The following is a 19,613-nucleotide window of genomic DNA, read 5'->3' on the forward strand; positions in this document are numbered from 1 at the left end:
CACTCGACGTCAGATAACTCATAGCGACGACCCACGCGCTTCATCATCCGACATAAAGATCCTTTGATGGCACTCCCCAGTTCGCCTGGGTCCTGTCAGCCCTCTACCCGCATCAACCCTCCGATGGTCCGCGAACGAAGCGCCCCAGCCTTCCAGGCAGCTTGCACATCCCCAGGGCAGAGGCAGGCACCTTGGCGGCTTGCAGCCCAAAAAACTCGGCGTGCGACGGCTGGCTTCTTTGCCGCCCTTCTATTCGGCACACAAGGCACGGACGAGGCCCCTGGCCGGCGGTGATGCCGGTCAGGGGCCCCGTCGACGCGGTCAGCGTGCGTCAGCCGTCGGACTCCGGCGACGGGATGTAGGCGCCCGGCACGTCGTCCGGCGCGAAGAATTTGTCCTCGCCGGGGTATGGCTTCTTCCAGTCGTGAGCCTGGTACCACGTGAAGTGGTTCATCTGCGCGGGGTTCGCGAAGTCGGGCTTGGCGTCGGGGCCAGTCAGCCGCTGGTGCGACTTCCACTCGTCCCACTGCGCAGCGACCTGCTGCTTGTCCGCCGGCACCGTCGCCGACGGTGCGGCCGCGGCGAGAGGGTTCTGCGGCGCGGGGGTGTCCACGCCGCAGGCAGGCGGTGTGGCCAGACCTGCGGTCAGCGAGGTCCGGTTGGGCACCGCGGTGAACGGCGTGAGGTCCGGCTTCATGGTGAACGCCTGACGCATCGGGCTGGCGGCGCTGTCCTTCTGGTTCATCGGGTGGACCCCAAGGATCTGCTCGATGGTCCGGATCATTGTGATCTGCGTGTAGTAGTGACTGTCGACGACGCCGCGCTGGGCCCAGGGGCTGATGATCTGGATCGGGGCGCGGTGGCCGTCGACGTGGTCGAGACCGGCCTGGGAGTCGTCCTCGACAACGAAGATCGCCGAGTCCTTCCAGTACGGGCTGTGCGAGATCGTGTCAACGATCTTGCCGACCGCGAGATCATTGTCCGCAACCTGAGCCGCCGCATTCGGCGGGCCACCGGTGTGGTCGCTGGACAGCCAGAACATGTTCAGGTTCGCCGGCCCGTTCTTTTCGAAATCACGCTTCCAAATCTCGTACCGGTAGATGTCCGGAACGCTCGTGTCGTACTTCGGGAAGCCCGGCACCGACACGCTGTTGAGCGACGGGATCGGCGAGGACGAGACCATGCGGTAGGCGGTGTCCTGCCCCGTCGCAGCCATGTTCTTGGTGTCGCAGTACAGGTTCTGCCAACTCGAGCCGGGCGGCTTGCTCAGGAACTGGTGGAATTCGCCGAAGTCCCGCACGGTCTTGCCGGCCGCCTGCGCCCCGGTCCAGATGAAGCCGGTGCGCTGGTGGCCGAGAGCGTCGTCCTCGGTATCGTAGCTGCGGATGTACTCACCGGCCGTGGACTCGGTGTACTCCGGGTTGTCGGCTTGCATCAGCCAGTTGTGGCCCTCGGCCGAGTTCGTGCCGATGTCGTAGGTGTTGTCGTACAGCCCGAACTGCTTTGCCAACGCATGCTGGTTCGGCGTCACGTTCTCGCCGAACTGCGCCAGCGACGGGTCGCCGTTGCCGCGCGGGTCGTCACCGAGGACCTGGTCGTAGGTCCGGTTCTCCTTGACGATCATGAAGACGTGCTTGATCGTCGAGGGGTCGCCGAGCCGCTGCGGGACGGGCACGGGCTTGGCCTTGCTGCCCTTGGCCAGCTTGACCGAGCCGCCGGTCCAGCCGTTCTGGCTGAAGACCTTGCCGGTCTCGGACTTGATGACCTTGTCACTCGGCAGCCTGAACCGCTGCAGGCTCGAGGTCGTGTCGTGGGTGCCGTGCCCGGCGCTGTTGGTGGGGCGGCGGGCATCGATACCACGGGTGTTGGAGACGAGCACCTGGTTCCCGGTGGCGGTGATCTCCGCGGGGAAGTAGTCGGTCGGGAGCAGGCCGACGTAGCTGACCGGCTCCAGTGGGGTCGTGTACCGGTAGACGGCGACCGCGTTGGCGCGGCCGAGCGTCACCAGCAGGTGACCGTCGTCGGTGAGCGTCACCGCGTTGGGCTGGTAGCCCACCGTCGCCTCCGGCCACGGCTGGGTGGCGATGGTCTGGACGACCTTGTTGCTCGCGGTGTCGATGACCGACACGTCGTCGCTGTTGGTGTTGGTGACGAACAGCGCCCCGTTCTTGGCGTATAGGGCGGTCGGGTGCAGGCCGACGTCGATGCTCGCGACGGCGGCAGCCGGGTTCGCCACGTCGATGACGCTGACCGTGCCGGTGGTGGTGGAAGCTGTCGAAGGGTCGGCCGGCACCTGGGTGTTGTAGGAGTTGATCGTGCTCTCGCCGGGCAACGCCGGACGCCCGCCCTCGTTGCTGACGTAGAGCTTGCTGCCGACCATGATCATGTCACGCGGCGCATTGCCCACGGCCCAGCTCTGCTGGATGGCCCCGGTCGCCGCGTTGATGGCGACCACCCGGTTCTGGCCGTTGGCGGCGGAGTACACGGTGGAGCCGTCGGGCGAGAACACCGCCTCAGCCGCCAGCGCGCGCTTGGGCCCGTCCTGCGGGATCCGGATGAACGTCGGGTTGGCAAGTGTGCCGTCGGGGTTCACGGTGAATTTGGTGTAGCCGTCGGCCTGGCCCAGCCACAGCTGTGAACCGTCGGGCGAGTAGGTGGGGCCTTCCTGGCCCACGTCGTTGCCGCTGATCCGCAGGTTCGCCGCCGCGTTGTTGCCGACGAACTGCTGCACCTTCCAGGTCTTCAGGTCCAAGATGCCCAGCGCCATCCCACCGTCGGTGACCGAGGCCGCCAGGTGGGTGCCGTCCGGGCTGACCGAAGACGACATGATCTTGCCGGCGTTGATGACGAGACGCTCGCCGATCGGGTTGATGTACTGGTCGTCGGAAACGACCAGGCCCTTGTCGGTCACCTGGCCGACCTGGTCGGTGCCGAACTGGTGCGTCTGGGCGAAAGCGATGCCCGTGCCGGCGGCGACGACGACAGCGGTGGTGCCTGCCGTCGCCAGGGGTAGCCGGCGGGCGATGCGTCGACGGAGAGGGCCGGATTGGTCCTTCTCCACACGCCGACGGCGGCGTGTTACCTGCATGGAGTCATCCCTTCGTGGTGTGGAGCAGTTCGACGTTGCCGTCGAACTGCCAAAGCGGGTTCGGTGCGTCCCCGGTTGAGGTCCGCACCAGGAAGTAGCCGTTCACTTCCTTCGGTCCGTCGCCATCGGCTACGAACCGCCCGTCTGGGGTGACGTCGAGCTGGTAGATGGCCGACCCTGCGGCCTCGACGTCAGGGAGATGCCAGGAGACGACGCAACGCCAGTCGTTGCCCGGCCCTTCGGCGGCGAGCTTCCCGCCGCCCTTGTTGCACGTCGCCGTTGCCTGAAGCTGCCCTTCGGTGACATCGGGGCGGTTGAGCTGCTTGGTCTGCATGCGGTAAAGGTGGGCGAATGCCGTGGCCACCGAGCGCTGCACCTTGTCCTGCTCGATCCCGGTGCCCGTGGCCGGCGTCGCTACGGCGACGACCCCGACCGTCACGGCGAGCAACCCGACCAGCGGCAAGGCTCCGACGGTGACCGCGCGGCGCGCCGAGCCGTCGTCGGTGAGGTTGGTGAAGTCGCGACGCAGGAACAGCATGTACGCCAGCGCTGTCGCGGTCACGGCCCACACCAGGCTGACCACGATGCCGATCAGGAGCGGGCCGAGCTGCGCAGAGCTGGTGAACAGACCGCTCCAGGCGATGAAGGCATAACCGGGCAGCGCGAGTCGCACGGCAACGGGCAGCGGCAGCATCTGGGCGAGCTGCATCGTGAGCGCGACGAGCGCGGGCAGCAGCAGCCCCATGGGAGATCGCCCCAGCGCGACGGACCCGAGCAGTCCGATAGCGGCGAGTGCCAGGGTCGGGGCGAGCACGCAGACCCAGGCGAGCAGAATCTTCCCGGCGGCGTCACCCGGCGTCAGCAGGTGGCCGTCGAGGCCGACCAGCGGCTGGTTGCCGACCGCGATGACCCCACCGACCGCGCTGGAACAGGCCAGCCCGGCCACGAGCAGCAGGATGACAGTGAGGCTGGACAGTGCCTTTGCGGCGAAGATCCGTCGAGGCGACCGGACCGCCACGAGCAGGTGGCGCCAGGTGCCGAGCCGGTCCTCGGAGGCGAACACGTCGCCAGCGACAACCGAGGTCAGCAACGGCAGTGCCCAGGTGCCCGCGAAACCGAGCGTCACAAGCGGTCCCGCCCACCCCGTAGCGTGCATCCAGCGGCCGAAGAGGGTGTCGACGGGCAGCGAGCTCTGCTGGCTCACCGCGGCGACGAACAGCGCCGGCGCGATCCAGCAGGCGAGGACCAGCAGCCGGATCCGCCATTGGGAGACCAGCTTGACCAGCTCAAAGCGATAGCCGCGCGCCACCGAGACGCGGCGCGCCCGGACAATGCTGTCGGCGGCGATGGTCGCGGTCACTGAATGACCTCCTGCTGTTCGGTGAGGGCGAGGAACGCGGCCTCGAGCGGCGACACCACGGGTGCGAGCTCACGCACCGCAATGCCAGCGTTCACGAGCCGCACGACCAGCTCGTCGAGGGCGGGTGCCAGCGCGCGCACGACGAGCACCTCGGCGTCCCGTGCGCCGGCGTCGTCGACGTGGATCCCGGCTGTGTCGGCAGCCAGCTGCCGGGCGGCTTGGCGGTCGGAGGTGCGCAGCCGGTAGTCGAGTTCGCGGTTCTCGGCGGCCAGCTTGCTGAGCGGGCCGGAGAAGACGACCCGTCCGGTGGCGAGGATGGTGACCTCGGAGCACAGCGCCTCCAGGTCGTCCATGCGGTGGCTGGAGAGAACGACGGTGGTTCCTTCCGCCGCGAGCCGGGTGAGGACACGGTGTACGTGCTTCTTGCCGGCCGGGTCGAGGCCGTTGGAAGGTTCGTCGAGCACCAGCAGCCGGGGCTTGCTGAGCAGGGCCGCGGCGAGCCCGAGCCGCTGACGCATGCCGAGGGAGAAACCGCTCGCCCGGTCGTCGGTGACGTCGGTGAGCCCGACCTGGTCGAGTACGTCGTCGATCCCCGTTGTCCGCGCGTCCTGGCCGCGGAGAGCGGCCAGGGCGGCGAGGTTCTGCCGGGCGGTGAGCGAGGGGTAGAGGCCGGGCCCGTCCACGAAGCCCGCGACGCCGTCGGGGGCGGCGAGCGCCCGAGCGATCGGCGTACCGAGGATCTCGAGGCGGCCGCTGTCGGCGACGGCCAGGCCCAACAGGAGACCAAGCAATGTGGTCTTGCCGGCGCCGTTCGGACCGACCAAACCGTGGATCTGCCCCTGGGTCACATCCAGCTCGATGCCGTCGAGTGCGACGACATCGCTGAAACACTTGGTGATTCCTCGAGCCCGGATTGCTAGTGGTGCGTCCATGAGCCCCTTCTTTCGTCGCCTCAGGCAACTTAGAGACGACAAGCGGCGCAGGCACGGACAACTGGCTGAACGTTCATGGAACGGAAGACGACCGGCTTCCAAGGACGGAGGCAGCTCCGTGGGACCTCGAGTCAGCGCCGGTCCAACTAGGAGTCGGTCGGGCGGCTTGTCGGACGAGCCTGCCAGCACCGCGGAGCGACCGTCGGATCGGTACGCGCCATAGGCCAAGACGTGCCATCCACCGCAAGGACAAGGTGCGTGACAAGTTCTTCGTGGCCTACGGCAAGTGCGGCATTGCCTACCCGTACCGCGTCTACACCGGCTCCCAGAACTGGACGCAGGACGCCCTCAACGAGAACGACGAAATCTTCGTCAAGATGGCGCCGGAGAGCGGCGCCGCGCACCCGCTCTACGACGCCTACTACACCCACTTCAACGACGCAAACAACTTTGGGGTGACCTGCTCTAGGAGCAGCTTCCCGTGCCGATCCTGACCACGGGGCAACCGGCCTCGACCATCGGGATCGCCGGTCGGGCATGCAGGGACCGGACAGTCTCGATGTCTGCGGACGCGTCCGCTTGCGGTCTTCGTGCGGCCACCCGCCGGCAATCTCGGTCCCAAGAATCGGTGGTGATCTTCTACTTCTCTGAAAGGGACTGTCGCATGCCCTCTCATAACCGGCGTGTATTCCTCGGGCTGACGGGCGCGGTCGGCGCGGGTGCCGCCGCCGCCATCGCCGGCTTCTCCTCGGCACCGGCGTGGGCCGACCCCAGTTTCGCCGACAACCCGTTCACGCTCGGTGTCGCCTCCGGCGACCCGTCTCCCGACGGGGTGGTTCTGTGGACCCGGCTGGCGCCGGACCCGCTCGCCGTGGACGGTTCGGGCGGGATGCAGCCGCGGGTCGTTCCGGTGGCCTGGCAGATCGCCGAGGACGAGGGCTTCCAGAGGGTGGTCCGCGCCGGTGCGGAGCGGGCCACACCGGAGCTCGGACACTCGGTGCACGCGGAGGTGACCGGTCTGCGCCCCGATCGCGAGTACTACTACCGGTTCCGGGTGGGCACGCAACTCAGCCCGGTCGGTCGGACCCGCACGGCACCCGCGTACGACGCGGATCGGCGGCGGCTCGCCTTCGGCTTCGTGTCCTGCCAGAACCTGCCGGCCGGGCACTTCACCGCCTACCGGCACCTAGCCGAGGAGGACCTGGATTTGGTCCTGCATCTCGGCGACTACATCTACGAAGGTCCGGGCGCCAGCGCGGTCGGCCGCCCGCACCTGCCCGCCACCGAGATCTTCTCGCTCAGCGACTACCGGATCCGCCACGCCCAGTACAAGACCGACCCTGACCTGCAGCTGGCACACGCCCGGTTCCCGTGGGCAGTGACCTGGGACGACCACGAGGTGGAGAACAACTACGCGGACGGCACCTCCGAAGATCCGAAGCAGTCGCAGGAGGACTTCCACAAGCGCCGGGCCGCCGCGTACCAGGTGTACTACGAGCACATGCCGCTGCGCCGGATGAGCATCCCGCAGGGGCCGGACATGCGGCTGTACCGGCGGCTCCGTTACGGCAACCTCGCCGAGTTCAACATTCTCGACGGCCGGCAGTACCGCTCGGACCAGGTCCCGTCCGGGATGGACAACCCGTCCCGAACCATGCTCGGCAGCGCCCAGGAGCAGTGGCTGCTCGACGGCCTGGCCGCCTCGACGGCACGGTGGAACGTGCTGGGCAACCAGACCGTCATCGCCGAAGCCGACCGGGACCCCGGCCCTGGCAAGCGGCTGTCGGACGACAACTGGAACGGTTACGCGGCGGCCCGGCAACGCCTGTTCGACGGGGTGGTCGAGCGCGGCGTCGAGAACATGGTCGTCGTCACCGGCGACGCGCACTGCAGCATGGTCGCCGACCTGAAGCAGAGCTTCGACGACCAATCGTCCCGTACCGTCGGGGTCGAGTTCCTGGGTACCTCGATCACGTCGGGCGGCAACGGTTCGGACATGGACGTGCGGGGCACCGAGTGGCTGGCCAGCAACCCGCACATGCAGTTCTACAACGGCCGGCGCGGCTACGTCCGCTGCCAGCTCGACCAGCAGCAGTGGCGCACCGACTACCGGGTCCTGCCGTACGTCACTGAGCCGGGCGCCCCGGTGTCCACCCGGGCAAGCTTCGTGGTGGAGAGCGGCCGTCCGGGCGCCCAGGTGGACGTCGCCTGACCGGCGCCGCTGCCGGGCGGCGCTGTCGTGGTGCGGCCGTCGCGCTGTTCGCCGGACCACACGGAGCGCCGCTCGGCGGGCGGACTCGTGCTCGGCCCGAAGGTGCAGCACAAGGCAGTGCTGGAGCTGCTGTCGCGCTGCGGCGGCCCGGCCGGGCTACGCAAGGCCGGCCGCCGCAAGCTCGTCGTCGCTACGTCGCATGCCCCTCAGCCGGTTCATCCGTATGCCGGGGTGCTGCCCCGGCAGGGCCCGGGTCAACCGTCGCCCATGACTGGATCTGCCGCTGGCCGGCACCCGAGAGCTCGGGTGCCGGCCACGACTGTCGTCCAGGCTATGTCTACCTTGCCCTCTCGGCTCCGACATCACGCAGGTCAGGCCGAGGGCAATCCTGGCCAAGCAGGCCTAGGGTCGGGCGGGTTTCCGTATGCTGCGGTGAGTGAAATGGGCACGTTCCTTCGTCGCGCTGGCGGCGACCCTGACTGTTACGGCGTGCGATGCCGCCCGGACCCCGCCGGCCGGTGCGCCCACCCGCTCCGCACCTGCAGGCTCCCCGTCGCACCCCGCCGAAATCACCTTGGCCTTCGCGGGCGATGTGCACTTCGCCGGCCGTACGGCCGACCTGTTGGGCGACCCGGCGACCGCGTTCGGGTCGATCTCGTCGACCCTGTCGGCCGCAGACCTGGCGATGGTCAACCTGGAAACGGCGGTCACCACACGCGGCGCTCCGGAGCCGAAGGAGTTCCATTTCCAGGCGCCAGCAAGCGCGTATGACGCGGTAAAGGCCGCCGGCATCGACGTCGTGTCGATCGCGAACAACCACGCGTTGGACTACGGGCGGACGGGGCTGGCCGACACCGTGGACGCAGCCAGGACCGTCGGGTTGCCGGCCGTCGGGGCGGGCGCCGACGCGGCGGCGGCGTACAGGCCGTGGATCACCGAGATACGCGGTACCAGAATCGCTGTCCTCGGCTTCAGCCAGGTCTCCGAGCTGTGGTCGGAGTGGAAAGCCACCGACACCCGGGCCGGCATCGCGATGACCCGGGATCTGCCGCGCGCCGTCGCGGCGGTGCGCGCCGCCCGGCGCCAGGCCAGCGTGGTCGTCGTCTACGTCCACTGGGGCACGGAGGGCGAGGCGTGTCCACCGGCCGAGGCTCGCGCGTTCGCTGACGAGATGGCCGAGGCGGGCGCCACGATCGTGGTCGGCACCCACGCCCACCTACTGCTCGGCGACGGGTGGCTCGGCAAGACCTTCGTCCAGTACGGACTCGGCAACTTTGTGTGGTGGCGTGACGACGCGTACAGCAACGACACGGGCGTGCTGCGGGTGACCCTCGACGGTTCGGCGATCTCGAAGACGGAACTGGTACCCGCGACGATCTCGCGACGCACCGGTCGACCCGAACTCGCTCACGGCGAGGACACGGCCCGGATCCGCCAGAAGTACGCGGACTTGCACGCCTGCACCGGACTCGCCGCGAGCCCCGCCCAGTAGTCGGGCACAGCACAGTCCGGCGGCAATGTGGTGCCCGCTGGAGTGAATCTCAGACGACGTTGAGACGCGCAGCTGGAACCGCGCCGACCCACAGCTCCGTGAGCACCGCCGAGTGCAGCTCCTGCAGCCCTCGGTCTCATGCCACTCCCTTAGGCGCCAGCAATAGGTGGGCCGTCAGGCATGCCTGGCGGGCGGCGACCGCACCGAGTGCACCAGCTCAAGCTGTGCGGGTCGATGAGCCCTACCGGTGGACCATCGACGGAGCCACCTACCACGACGCCGCGTCACTGCGGGCGCGGCTGGGTGACCTTCGCCGTGGCCGGTGGCGGCGTCCGCAAGGACACCGTGATCGTCGTTCCCGGCCGAACGGTCACCGCCGACTTCGACGCTGATAATCCGGGCCGCTGGATGGCCCACTGCCACGACGCCTACCACGCCGAGGCCGGCATGATGGCCACCCTCGGCTACCGGGACTGAGGCTGCGCTTCCAGCGCGACACTCCCGGCTACGTCGTGGTCTACAAGCAGGAGGCCCGGGTCACGGCCGACGTCCTGGCGGCGAAGCTGGCTGCCGCGAAGCGTTACCGCGACCCGTAGCCACCGCGAGGTAGCCGTCCTCCAGACCGGGCTCCAGGGGAAGCGCCCCGGGGCTCGGCGCGGACGGCGCCACGATCCGGTAGCGCATGCCGTCGTCGTGCGGCAGCGCGGACACCACCGTCCCCTCGGTCGGTGCCGGTCCGTCCGTGACGACCGACCAGACCTGCCCCTGGGCGCGGCGGGTCAACTCCTCGACCGTGCCACGGAAGATGAGCCGCCCCTTGGCGAGCACCGCCACCTCCCGGCAGGTCTGCCCGATGTCGTCGACGATGTGCGTGCTCAGCAGGACCGTGCGCCGGCCGGCGAACTGGGACAGCAGCGTGCGGAAACGGATCCGCTCCTCCGGGTCGAGGCCCGCGGTCGGCTCGTCCACGATCAGCAGCTGCGGGTCGGCGAGCAGGGCCTGGGCGATGCCGACCCGCTGCCGCATGCCGCCGGAGAAGCCGCGCAGCCGCCGGTCCGCGTGCTCGGTCAGCGCCACCACCTCCAGCAGCTCGCCCACCCGCCGGCGCCGGACGGTCCGGTCGTCCATGCCCTTGAGCAGCGCCACGTAGTCGAGGAACTGCCGGGCGGTCAGGTCGGGGTAGACGCCGAGGTCCTGCGGCAGGTAGCCGAGGTCACGCTGCACGGCGGTCCGCCCGGCGCCGGTGCCGAGGTCGTGCTCGCCCACGGTGACCCGGCCGGACGTCGGACGGACGATGCCGGCCAGGATGCGCATCAGCGTGGTCTTGCCGGCGCCGTTCGCGCCGAGCAGGCCGAACATCCCGGTGGGCACCGCCAGGTCGAGGCCGTCGATGGCGGCCACCCCACCGCGGTACGTCTTCGTCAGGCCGGAGATCTCGATTCGCATGGGAGTTCCTTCTCGTTGTCGGACGCAGGCTCGTTATCGGACGCGGCGCGCGCGCAGGGCGTGGCCGCCCGCGAGCACGGCGGCGGCGATGATCAACAGCAGGGCGATGGACAGCCAGGCCAGCGCCGGCGTCGGGTCGGGCCGCAGGGCGTTGAGCGTCGCGCCGGGTATCGGGCCGGCCCAGGCCTCCTGGCCGTCGATGCCGTGGAAGTCGAACAGCGCGGCGAGCGGATAACCGCCCAGGGGGTGGACCAGGGTCCGCGCGAGCGTCGGCATCATGTCCGGCGAGACCACGTTGCCCCACAGCCAGTAGCCGACGAACAGGACACGGAACAGCGGCGCAGGCATGACCAGCGGCGCGGCCAGCGCGAAGGCGGCCACGAACAGCAGGCCGGGGACGAACACCGCCCCGAAGGCGGCCAGCGCCCAGCCCAGCGCCCGGGGCTCCCCGGTGTCCACCGCGTACGCCGCGGCGAAGCCGAAGTACGCCACCGCGACCGGGATGGCCGTCGCGGCGCCGGCGCCCACGTACTTGCCGAGCAGGCGCGCCCTCGGCGAGGCGGGCGTCGCGTCCAGGATCGACGCCACCCGCAGCCGGTCGTCGCGGATCAGCCGGTCGGCGAGCAGGCAGCCGAACCCGATCGACAGCAGCGCGTGGAGCTGGACCGCCAGGCCGACCACGGCGGTCCGCGGATCGACCGGCCGTTCGCCCGGATCGAACAGATCCCGCAGCAGGCTGCCCCCGATCAGCACGAACAGCACCAGGGTCAGCGCCGGCACGATCCACACCGTCCGCTTGCGGACCTGCATCCGGAACTCGTACCGCAGGCTGGCAACAAAGGTGGTCATTCGTCCTCCTCGCCGATGAGGCGTTCCGAGCGGCCCAGCAGGACCAGGGCGAACACGATGAGCGCGGCGCCCGCGCCGAGCAACGTCAGGCGGTTCGCGGTCCAGTCGCCGGGCGCCGCGCCCCGGGTCGTCGCGAACAGGTAGAGCAGCCGGCCCGGCAGGTGCGCCTGCGCCGAGCCGGCAAAGAACTGCTGGATCGCCCACACCGAGGTGACCAGCGCGCCGGCCGCGCCCGGGCTGCGGAAGACGGCGCCCGCGGCGAAGGCCAGGCCGCTCAGGCCCACGGTCGGCGCCAGCCAGGTGAGCTGACCGGCGAACGCGCCGTGGTTCTCCGGCCAGCGGGCCCACCAGCCCGTCGCGATCAGCACGACCGCCGCCGGCACGGCGACCGCCGCGGTCCAGCCGAGCGTCACGATCATCCGGCGCAGCAGCGTGACGCGGTACGGCGTCGGCGAGGCGAGCTGGAGCTCGCGGGCCGGATCCCGGCCGACGAGGGAGGAACAGGCGACCGCGGCGGCGAGCGGTATCGCCATCTCCAGGGCGCCGAGCAGGATGCGGGCGGTGGTCGGGTCGCTCGGTTGCGGATTCGCGAGCGCGGCCATGATGCCGAGGACGAGGGCGATGGGCGGGCCGAGGAAGGCCGCCCAGCCCGCCCTGCGCATCTCGTACCGCCAGAGGGTCAGTGGTCTCACATCGGGTGGGTAGCGCGTCCGCCGCCGTGAGGTTCACCGCGGCCGGAAATCGCCACCGCGACGGTCGCGAGGACGGCGCTGGCCACGAGCACCGGCGCGTTCGTCGACCAGACCCCGATGATGGACCAGGCCAGCCAGTCGTCGGGGATCAGCACGCCGCCCGCCAGCACCCGCACCGCCCACAACCCGACGGCCGCGCCCAGCGCCGCGTCCGGCCCGAGGAAGACGGCGATCAACAGGCTGATCGAGGACAGCAGCGCCATCGGCCCGAGCCAGGCGCCGACGAGCTCGTTCAGGCCGTCCGCGCCCGCCGCGCCGGTGGCGGTCAGCACCGCGGAGGCGCCCAGGGCGAGCACCAGGTCGTAGCCGAACACCAGCGCGATGCGGACGAGCAGCAGCAGCCGGCCGGAGGTGGGTGTGGCGGCGAGCAGCTCGGCGGCCGGGTCGCGGCGGGAACGGTAGGTGCCCGCGACGCCCGCGGCGGCGACGATAGGCGCGATCAGGGAGAGCATCAGGTCCGCGCCGGCCGTGGTCCGCAGGAGCACGAGTCCCGCGCCGAGGGCCATCACCAGCGCCGAGGCGATCGGCGCGGCCGGCCGGATCAGCCGCGCCTCGGCCGCGACCAGCGCGACGAGGTGCCGCACCCGCCGCGGGGGCCGGCGGACGATGGGTTCGATGGTGCTGCGGCTCAGCACCGTCCGCACCAGCGACGCCGGGTCCGGCGGCGCCGCGGCCGGCGCGGCGGCCACCGCGATAGCCTGCCAGGAAGCCAGGTCGGCGCGGCAGCGCGGGCAGTCGGCGAGATGCGCGCGGACCCGGTCGCGGTCCGGTCCGGAGAGCGAGCCGGCGGCGTACGCGGGCAACAGGTCCTTCATTCGGGCACCTCCTGAGCGGTGAGCGCCGCGGCGACGGCGGCCCGAGCGTGATACAGCCGGCTCTTGACCGTGCCGACCGGGATCGCGAGCACCTCGGCGACGTCGGCGAGTGGCAGGCCGGCCACGAACACCAGCGCGATCACGTCCCGGTGATGCGCGGGGAGCAGGTTGATGGCGGCGGCCACCGGGGTCCCGCCGGCCGCCGCGATCGCGAGGTCCTCCGGGCCGGCGCCCTGATCGGGCCGGTCGGGCAGGTTGGCGCCGGCGGGCTCGGGCGCGGACCGGCCGCGTAACCGGTTGTGCGCCTGGCGGCGGGCGACGCCGAACAGCCACGTCGTCACCTTCGACCGCCCCGCGAAGGCGCCGGCCGACCGCCAGACCGCGAGCATCGTGTCCTGCAGGATCTCCTCGGCGGTCATCCGGTCGCCGGCCAGCCGATGCAGATAGCCGAAGAGCGCGCCGGAGTACCGCTCGTAGAGCCGGGACAGCGCGGCGGCGTCACCGGCCGCGATCGACCGCAGCAACACTTCGTCACTGCCCGGATCCATCCGCTCACCCCCTACTCCAGGTGGGTAGCAGCGGACGGGGCGGAAGGTTCAGACGAGTATGCGCGCGGGCGAGCCGATCTCGAGCACCGGGCCGGTTGGCTCCGGTGCGCGGCCGGCCGTCAAGGTCACCACGCTGTGCGAGTTGTGGTTGGCCGCGTGCAGCCGACCGGCGTCGACGGCCAGGTCACGCGGCCACTCGTCGCCGCACCGGACCTCGGCGATCCGGCGCGGTTCCGGCGTCACCTCGAAGACCGTGATGGTGACCCGGTGGATCTTGTTTCGATGGACCAGTGACCGCGGATCCAGGCGGCCAGGTGGTGCGGTTTGGCCTGGTGGACCTGTAGGTCGGTGATGACGGAGACGGTGCCGCCACGGTTGCCGCCCTCCACTACCCGGCTCGGCGGAATGCGTAGCTCGGCGGTCCGGCCGCCGCAAAGAGCACCTCGGGTGATCCGCGTGCCGCAAGAGTTCGCCGCCGTGGGCGTGGCCGGCCGGCGTCGCCCGGCCTCCGGACCGGGGTGGTCTGCCCGCCGCCGTGGGCCGAGAATCGCTGCCGCGACGTGGTTTGCCACCGGAGCACGTGGTCCCGGCGCCGGTCGATTCATGCGCCACCTTCCAACGGAGCTGCGGACCATCACCTGTTATCCGCAGGTCGAAGGAGAAGGTTCATGGCCAGCCCGCGGGCCGGGTGCAGTGCCGTAGCCAGCCGGCCGAGGCCGAGCTGTCCACGGTGTACGGGTCCGGCCGTTGTCGCCTGGCGCGCTGACGCCGGGACGTTCGCCCTCGACGTGCCGGTGCCGGTGAACACCATCGCCGAGGTGTCGGTGCCGGACGCCGATCCGGCGGACGTCCCCGAGGGCGGGGTGGCCGCCCCCGGCACCGACGGCGTACGCGGCAGCCACCGTGCCGACGACGGCTCGGCGGGTCTTCACGGTCGGCTCCGGCACGTACCGGTTCCGCCGGGGTTGACCGGCCGCCGAGCGCCTGGGCGTCGGTGGGTCGACCCGATCGGCCCGACCCAGCGGGACCTGGGTCTGCGGAATCACCAGGCGGTGGTTGTGGTCCGGAACCGGCGCTGGTAGACCGACGGCGGGATGCCGTACGACGCGGTGAAGGCCCGCCGCAGCGTTTCGTCGCTGCCGAACCCACTGCGCCGGGCCGCCTCGGTGACCGTGCCGCCCCGCTCCAGCAGCGCGCGGGCCGCCTCGACCCGGGCAAGTTCCAGGTAGCGCGCCGGGGTGAGCCCGAACTCCTGTTGGAAGAGCCGGCGCAGGTGGCGGGGGGTCATCGTCGCGTCGTGCGCCATCGCCTCGATCGGGTACGCCCGGGCCGGGTCGGTGGCGACCCGGTCGGCGACCCGGCGTAGCCGCTGGTCGAGGGTCGGCGGCAGGTCCTGCCGGACGGAGAACTGGGACTGCCCACCCGGCCGCTGCATGAACACCACGAGTTCCCGGGCGACCTCGCGGGCCAGGTCGGCACCGTGGTCCTCCTCGACCAGTGCGAGGGCGAGGTCGATCCCGGCGGTGACCCCGGCGCTGGTGGCGAACCGGTCGGAGCGGACGTGGATGGCGTCCGGTCGGACCTCGATCTCCGGGAATTCGGCCTGTAGGCGGCCGGCGTGCCGCCAGTGGGTGGTGGCCGGGTGGCCGGCGAGCCAACCGGTCCGGGCCAGCACGAACGCGCCGGTGCAGACCGCGGCGAGCCGGGTCGGCGGCCCGATCAGTGGACCCAATCGGGCACGTAGGTCCTCGGCGTCGGGCAGCGCGGTCAGGTCTTCGGCTCCGGTCAGCACGAGCGTGTCCAGCGGCGTGGACTCGGCCACGGTGGTGTCGGCGGACAAGCGGACCCCGGACGCAGTACGCACCGAATCCGACCGCCAGCCGAGCAGGGCCACCGCATAGTCGGCGCCGCGCCGGGTAGCCGCGGTGAAGACGTCCACCGGTCCGGAGACGTCGAGTAGCTGCACCCCGTCGAAGACGAGCACGCCGACGCGGTGTGACCGCCCTCGGCTCATCCGACCCGCTCCCTCCAGCCGATCCGATGTCCGCATCTGTGGGATGGCTGTCCGTCTGGACATGGTCCGGCCGAGTCTAGCCCGGCAGCATCGGTGGCGAACCTCAGCACCAGTAGGAACCTCCGTAGGAACAGGATGAGCACACCATGACCGAAACCATCGCCGGGATCACCATCCCGGACACCCCGCTCGTGGCTGCCGCGACCGACCTCGTCCGGGCAGCCACCAACGACCTGTTGTTCCGGCACAGCCGCCGGGTGTTCCTGTTCGGCGCGCTCCAGGGTGAGCGGCGTGGTCTGAGCCCCGACCTCGAACTGCTGTACGTCGGTGCCATGTTCCACGATCTCGGCCTGACCGAGCGGTACGGCAGCACCGACCTGCGGTTCGAGGTCGATGGAGCACACGCCGCCGAGCGGTTCCTGCTCGACCATGGCCGACCTGCTACGCAGGCCCGCAAGGTCTGGCTGGCCATCGCGTTGCACACCACGCCGGGGGTGCCAGAGTTCCTCGACCCGGAGATCGCACTGGTCACCGCGGGAGTGGAGACCGACGTGCTGGGCATCGGTTACCGCGACCTCGATCCGGAACGGATCGCGGAGGTCACCGCCGCCCATCCGCGCCCCGACTTCAAGCGGCAGATCCTGGCCGCCTTCAACCAGGGCAACAGGCACCGCCCGCAGACGACGTTCGGCAACGTCAACGCGGACGTGCTCGCCCACTTCGACCCGAACTTCGTCCGGGACGACTTCGTGGAGATCATCCTGCGCAACGACTGGCCGGAGTGACGCTCCGCTCGCAGGGAACGTCCGCTCGGGGTGGCCGACCTGTCCGGTGCCGGACGTTCGGCGACCGCCGGGGCCTTCCGGCCCGAGCCGGCCCGATTCGCGGCTCGGGCCGGCTTCCCATAGGTCCAGCGTGCGGGCCGGTCAGCTGTACTTGGCGACCGCGTCCTTGACGCTCTCGGCGTTCTTACGCAGCTCCTCGGCCACCGCCGAGAAGACCCGCTAGGCCGGCTGGTTGTCGGCGTCGAACTTCTGCAACCCCGGGGTAGATGGCCTTGTTCGTGTTCGGCACCAGCAGCCGGACCTGGTCCTGCGCCTGGGTCTTCACAACTGCTCAACGGCAATCGTGTAACCGGGCCGCTCGGTGAAGAGCTTCTGCAACTCCGGGGTCTGCTGCGCCGCCTTGGTGGACGGCAGGTAACCGGTGTCGACTGACCACTGCGCGACGTTCTCCGGCTTGGCGGCGAACCGGACGAACTCGAACGCCGCGTCCTTACGCTTCGGCGGGCCAGCCAGCATCGCCAACCCGCCGCCGGCGCATACCTTCGGCGCCCGCGACCACCCGAGTCCGCCTGTGCAACACCGCTATCTCCGCTGCGGCGGCGAGGTCGATCCGCCGACATTCCGGTACGACGGTCCCCTCCCCCGCGGCAAGTGACCTCACCAAGGGCGGGCATCAGGCCGGATGTATGTGGTTCTCGACGCCAGCGGCCGGACAGGCTCTGGGCGAAGTAACCGCTGGAACGACGGTCTGACGTGGAATCTGGCATTCCAGTGTAAACCGGAGCATTAGGTGCGTAACCTGCCGGACATGGTCTCTCGCACGTGGCGTAACCTATTGCTCACAGCGCTCGGGATGGGCGTGCTCGCCGGTGCCGCTCAGCTCGGCATCGCGTTCAGCTTCGGCATCGTCCAGCTCACCGGCGCCTCCACCGACGCCGCCGTCAACCAGTGGCCTGCCCAGCTCGTCTGGGTGGGCTGGTTCGCGGCACACGCCGCTGTAGCCGGCACCGTCGTCACCGCACGCCTTGCCCGCCGGTACGGGGTGCTGGACAGCCCGGGCAGATTGGTGGCCGTCGCCGCCGCTGCCGCGCTGGGCGCCACCGTCGTGGCGCCGCTCTGCGTCCGGCCGGCTCAGGCCGCCGAGCGCTTCTCTGTGGATCCGATGTTGGCCGTCGCCATCTGTGCGACCCTCGGCGCGCTGGTCGGCGCGGGTGCCGCGATCGCCGTCCTGGTGAAGCCGCCGCTGGGCTGGAACATGGCGGCGATGGGCGGCGTGGTCTGGCTGCTGGCGCTCGTCTCGATCGTTCCGTCGCTCGCAACCGCCGGGCCGGTGCCCGCCGTACGGCTCGGTGTGCTGGAGCCGGCCGGGCTCGACGTCGGCGCGGCACACCGGCAGGCGATCCTGATTCTGCCGGCGGTGGCCCTGCTCATCGGCGCGGCGACCGGCGCGCTGGCCCGCTGGCGCGGGCATCCGCCGCTGGTCAACGGCGCGACCGGCGCGGCGGGAACTGTGCTGGTCGCGTTCGTCTACCTGACCGCCGGTCCCGGCGACGCCGTCGACCGGTACCAGATCACGCCGTACTACAGCGCGCTGCTCGCCGTCGCCGCCGGTGTGCTCGGTTCGGCCGCCGCCGCGTTGTTCCGCTGGCCGATCCTGCAGCGCGCCGCCGAAGCGCGGGCCGTCGAGCCGACCGACATCCTCCGTCCGCGGTCCGCCGGCCCCGCCGTGGCGCAGACTATGACGCTGGCCGCTGGTGGTACGACCGACGAGCCGGAGCCCGTCGACCTGGCCGGCACCGGGCCGGTCGTCGGCGCGACAGCAGCGCAGCTTTCGACCGCAGCCGAACCACTGGGCTTCGGTGGGCCGACTGGCGGCCGGGATGCCAGCGCCGTTCCGGCCGACTCCGCGACGCGGACCGCCGCACCGGCCGTTACCGCCGCATCGGCCGCACCCGCCGCACGGGCTGACCTCGACCGCACCCTGGAGAGATCGGAGCCGGTCCCCGCGACGGCAGCCCACCTTCCCGCGGGACCCGCCGGGGACGGCTCCGGGACGGCGGAGGCTGAGGCTGACAACACCGAACCCGACGGAGTCCGACCCGACGGGGCACTCGTCGCTCCGGGGACCCGCCGCATGTACCAGCCGCCCAAGACCGACCGGACGCTGACGCAGGCGACCTGGCCGGTCGTCCCGGCGCGGCGGGTGCCGCCCTCGACCGAGCCTGCTCCAGGTGCCGAGGCAACCCACTCGGCCGGAACCCAAGAGAGGCCCGAACCGGCGCTCCCATCTCGACTCCGGCCGCCCCTGCCCAACCTGAACCAGGCCGCGAACTGGGACGCCCTCGCGACCGCCCAGCGCGCCGGACCTCCGCACACCACAGGCGCCGCGCCTGCCGCCCCAGCACCCGTCGTCCAGGCAGGACGGGCCAGCGGTCGGCTGGGCCTGTTCCGGCGCAACAAGTCCCAGGCCGACAGGGACGGCGCGGGCACCGCGGTGGATGGCGAGCCGCTGCCGAGGCAGGATGCGGAGTTCGTCGACTGGGTGACCCGGCTGGGCAAGTCGGTGGCGGACAACGAGCTGGATCAGGCGAGCCGTCGCCGGTAACTCCAACTCCGCCGGCCGGCGCTGCAGCGGCTGTGTCAGGTCCGCCGATGCACCAGCCGCCGCCACCGGCACGCCGCACCCGCACCCGCACTCAGGCTCGTCAGGGTCCGCCGCCGCAGTTCGCCGGGGATGCTACTCGCCAGATTCGCGGATGGGTCGTCTTCGCTCGCCACCCATGACCCAGAGCTCCCTGTGCGCCCCGCAACCATGAGAGCGGAGGTGGGCAGAATTCGAGTTCCATGTCGTGGGTCGGTCCGGCGGTGACTCCAGCCAGCCGGTCAGTCGCCACCACCGAAGGGCTGCGTCCGACGATCGCCTGGCCGAGCAGCTTGCCTTTGGCGCTCAGGCCGTCGGAGTTGCGCCAGCGCGCTTGAGGAAGTCGTCGAAGAAACCGACCGCGCCGCAGAAGACGAACAGCCCGAGCAGCACCAGGGCCGTCATGGTGGGCCTCTCCTGCGCGATCTGCCGCTCGGGCAGGGTGGTCAGGGCGATATGCCCGGCGACCTGGGCGAAGACGGTCGCCACGATGAAGACGACGCCGCCCATCGTGAGGGCGTGCCCTTCTTGCCCTGGTTGCTGGCGAGCCCGATGGATCGGATCGGCTGGCCGGCCTTGAGCGCGGTGAAGACGCGAATCGCCACCGGCGTGCCGAACAGGGAGATGATGACCGCGACGATGAGCGCCCTCACGGGCGAACCTCCACGAGATCCGGATT

The 19,613-nt window shown here is 70.7% G+C and carries 18 protein-coding genes and 2 pseudogenes; 8 read left to right on the plus strand and 12 right to left on the minus strand.

Annotated features, from left to right (window positions below):
- Positions 1–331 precede the first annotated feature (331 nt).
- Genes M8C17_RS01645 through M8C17_RS01655 form a run of 3 tightly spaced genes read right to left on the minus strand, consistent with a single transcriptional unit; the run spans position 332 to position 5,380 of the window.
- Complete coding sequence (locus M8C17_RS01645) at positions 332–3,088, minus strand: alkaline phosphatase family protein (protein WP_252414343.1); 2,757 nt, start codon at positions 3,086–3,088, stop codon at positions 332–334.
- 4 nt (positions 3,089–3,092) lie between these two features.
- Complete coding sequence (locus tag M8C17_RS01650) at positions 3,093–4,448, minus strand: ABC transporter permease (protein WP_252414344.1); 1,356 nt, start codon at positions 4,446–4,448, stop codon at positions 3,093–3,095.
- Entirely contained in the window at positions 4,445–5,380 is a 936-nt protein-coding gene (locus tag M8C17_RS01655; protein ID WP_252414346.1) for an ABC transporter ATP-binding protein, read from the minus strand. Before M8C17_RS01655 ends, M8C17_RS01650 begins: the two co-directional genes overlap by 4 nt.
- Before the next feature lie 254 nt (positions 5,381–5,634).
- On the opposite strand from M8C17_RS01655, the gene M8C17_RS01660 reads away from it, so the two are divergent.
- The 5 genes and pseudogenes from M8C17_RS01660 to M8C17_RS01680 all read left to right on the plus strand — a co-directional run bounded on the left by M8C17_RS01660 (position 5,635) and on the right by M8C17_RS01680 (position 9,561).
- Complete coding sequence (locus M8C17_RS01660; protein WP_252414347.1) at positions 5,635–5,874, plus strand: hypothetical protein; 240 nt, start codon at positions 5,635–5,637, stop codon at positions 5,872–5,874.
- Between the two features lie 170 nt (positions 5,875–6,044).
- Positions 6,045–7,592, plus strand: a complete 1,548-nt coding sequence (locus tag M8C17_RS01665) for an alkaline phosphatase (protein WP_252414349.1) — start codon at positions 6,045–6,047, stop codon at positions 7,590–7,592.
- Positions 7,593–7,679: 87 nt separating this feature from the next.
- Positions 7,680–7,802, plus strand: a pseudogene (locus tag M8C17_RS01670) (IS110 family transposase); the annotation flags it as partial.
- A 226-nt stretch (positions 7,803–8,028) separates the two neighbouring features.
- Positions 8,029–9,084, plus strand: a complete 1,056-nt coding sequence (locus tag M8C17_RS01675) for a CapA family protein (RefSeq protein ID WP_252414350.1) — start codon at positions 8,029–8,031, stop codon at positions 9,082–9,084.
- Between the two features lie 303 nt (positions 9,085–9,387).
- A complete protein-coding gene (locus M8C17_RS01680; RefSeq protein ID WP_374556717.1) occupies positions 9,388–9,561 on the plus strand; it encodes a multicopper oxidase domain-containing protein in 174 nt (57 codons plus the stop codon).
- A 60-nt stretch (positions 9,562–9,621) separates the two neighbouring features.
- On the opposite strand, the gene M8C17_RS01685 is transcribed toward M8C17_RS01680, so the two are convergent.
- The 6 genes from M8C17_RS01685 to M8C17_RS01710 are packed head-to-tail and all read right to left on the minus strand — an operon-like array spanning position 9,622 to position 13,737.
- Positions 9,622–10,530 (minus strand): ATP-binding cassette domain-containing protein, encoded by a 909-nt coding sequence (locus M8C17_RS01685; RefSeq protein ID WP_252414351.1) that lies wholly within the window; start codon positions 10,528–10,530, stop codon positions 9,622–9,624.
- Positions 10,531–10,563: 33 nt separating this feature from the next.
- Positions 10,564–11,379: a hypothetical protein gene (locus M8C17_RS01690; RefSeq protein WP_252414352.1), complete on the minus strand. Its 816-nt coding sequence runs from the start codon at positions 11,377–11,379 to the stop codon at positions 10,564–10,566.
- Positions 11,376–12,071 (minus strand): hypothetical protein, encoded by a 696-nt coding sequence (locus tag M8C17_RS01695; RefSeq protein ID WP_252414353.1) that lies wholly within the window; start codon positions 12,069–12,071, stop codon positions 11,376–11,378. Before M8C17_RS01695 ends, M8C17_RS01690 begins: the two co-directional genes overlap by 4 nt.
- On the minus strand, positions 12,068–12,946 hold the full coding sequence (locus M8C17_RS01700; protein ID WP_252414354.1) for a zf-HC2 domain-containing protein: 879 nt from the start codon (positions 12,944–12,946) through the stop codon (positions 12,068–12,070). Before M8C17_RS01700 ends, M8C17_RS01695 begins: the two co-directional genes overlap by 4 nt.
- Entirely contained in the window at positions 12,943–13,494 is a 552-nt protein-coding gene (locus M8C17_RS01705) for an RNA polymerase sigma factor (protein WP_252414355.1), read from the minus strand. Before M8C17_RS01705 ends, M8C17_RS01700 begins: the two co-directional genes overlap by 4 nt.
- Before the next feature lie 48 nt (positions 13,495–13,542).
- Complete coding sequence (locus M8C17_RS01710; RefSeq protein WP_252414356.1) at positions 13,543–13,737, minus strand: lactonase family protein; 195 nt, start codon at positions 13,735–13,737, stop codon at positions 13,543–13,545.
- Positions 13,738–14,162: 425 nt separating this feature from the next.
- Between M8C17_RS01710 and M8C17_RS01715 the strand changes: the two genes are divergently transcribed.
- Complete coding sequence (locus tag M8C17_RS01715; RefSeq protein WP_252414357.1) at positions 14,163–14,576, plus strand: alpha-L-rhamnosidase C-terminal domain-containing protein; 414 nt, start codon at positions 14,163–14,165, stop codon at positions 14,574–14,576.
- Here M8C17_RS01715 and M8C17_RS01720 read toward each other — a convergent pair.
- On the minus strand, positions 14,537–15,508 hold the full coding sequence (locus tag M8C17_RS01720; RefSeq protein WP_252414358.1) for a GlxA family transcriptional regulator: 972 nt from the start codon (positions 15,506–15,508) through the stop codon (positions 14,537–14,539). The two genes, M8C17_RS01715 and M8C17_RS01720, sit on opposite strands and share 40 nt — an antisense overlap.
- A gap of 146 nt (positions 15,509–15,654) precedes the next feature.
- Between M8C17_RS01720 and M8C17_RS01725 the strand changes: the two genes are divergently transcribed.
- Positions 15,655–16,293: an HD domain-containing protein gene (locus M8C17_RS01725; RefSeq protein ID WP_252414359.1), complete on the plus strand. Its 639-nt coding sequence runs from the start codon at positions 15,655–15,657 to the stop codon at positions 16,291–16,293.
- A 321-nt stretch (positions 16,294–16,614) separates the two neighbouring features.
- Here the strand turns inward: M8C17_RS01725 and M8C17_RS01730 are convergent, their stop codons facing one another.
- Positions 16,615–16,815, minus strand: a complete 201-nt coding sequence (locus M8C17_RS01730; protein WP_256481922.1) for an extracellular solute-binding protein — start codon at positions 16,813–16,815, stop codon at positions 16,615–16,617.
- Between the two features lie 286 nt (positions 16,816–17,101).
- Between M8C17_RS01730 and M8C17_RS01735 the strand changes: the two genes are divergently transcribed.
- Complete coding sequence (locus M8C17_RS01735; RefSeq protein WP_252414361.1) at positions 17,102–18,898, plus strand: hypothetical protein; 1,797 nt, start codon at positions 17,102–17,104, stop codon at positions 18,896–18,898.
- Positions 18,899–19,181: 283 nt separating this feature from the next.
- Here the strand turns inward: M8C17_RS01735 and M8C17_RS01740 are convergent.
- Positions 19,182–19,587, minus strand: a pseudogene (locus M8C17_RS01740) (phospho-N-acetylmuramoyl-pentapeptide-transferase); the annotation flags it as partial.
- Positions 19,588–19,613: the final 26 nt, after the last annotated feature.

Source organism: Micromonospora sp. RHAY321, from assembly GCF_023896955.1.
Classification (GTDB): domain Bacteria; phylum Actinomycetota; class Actinomycetes; order Mycobacteriales; family Micromonosporaceae; genus Micromonospora.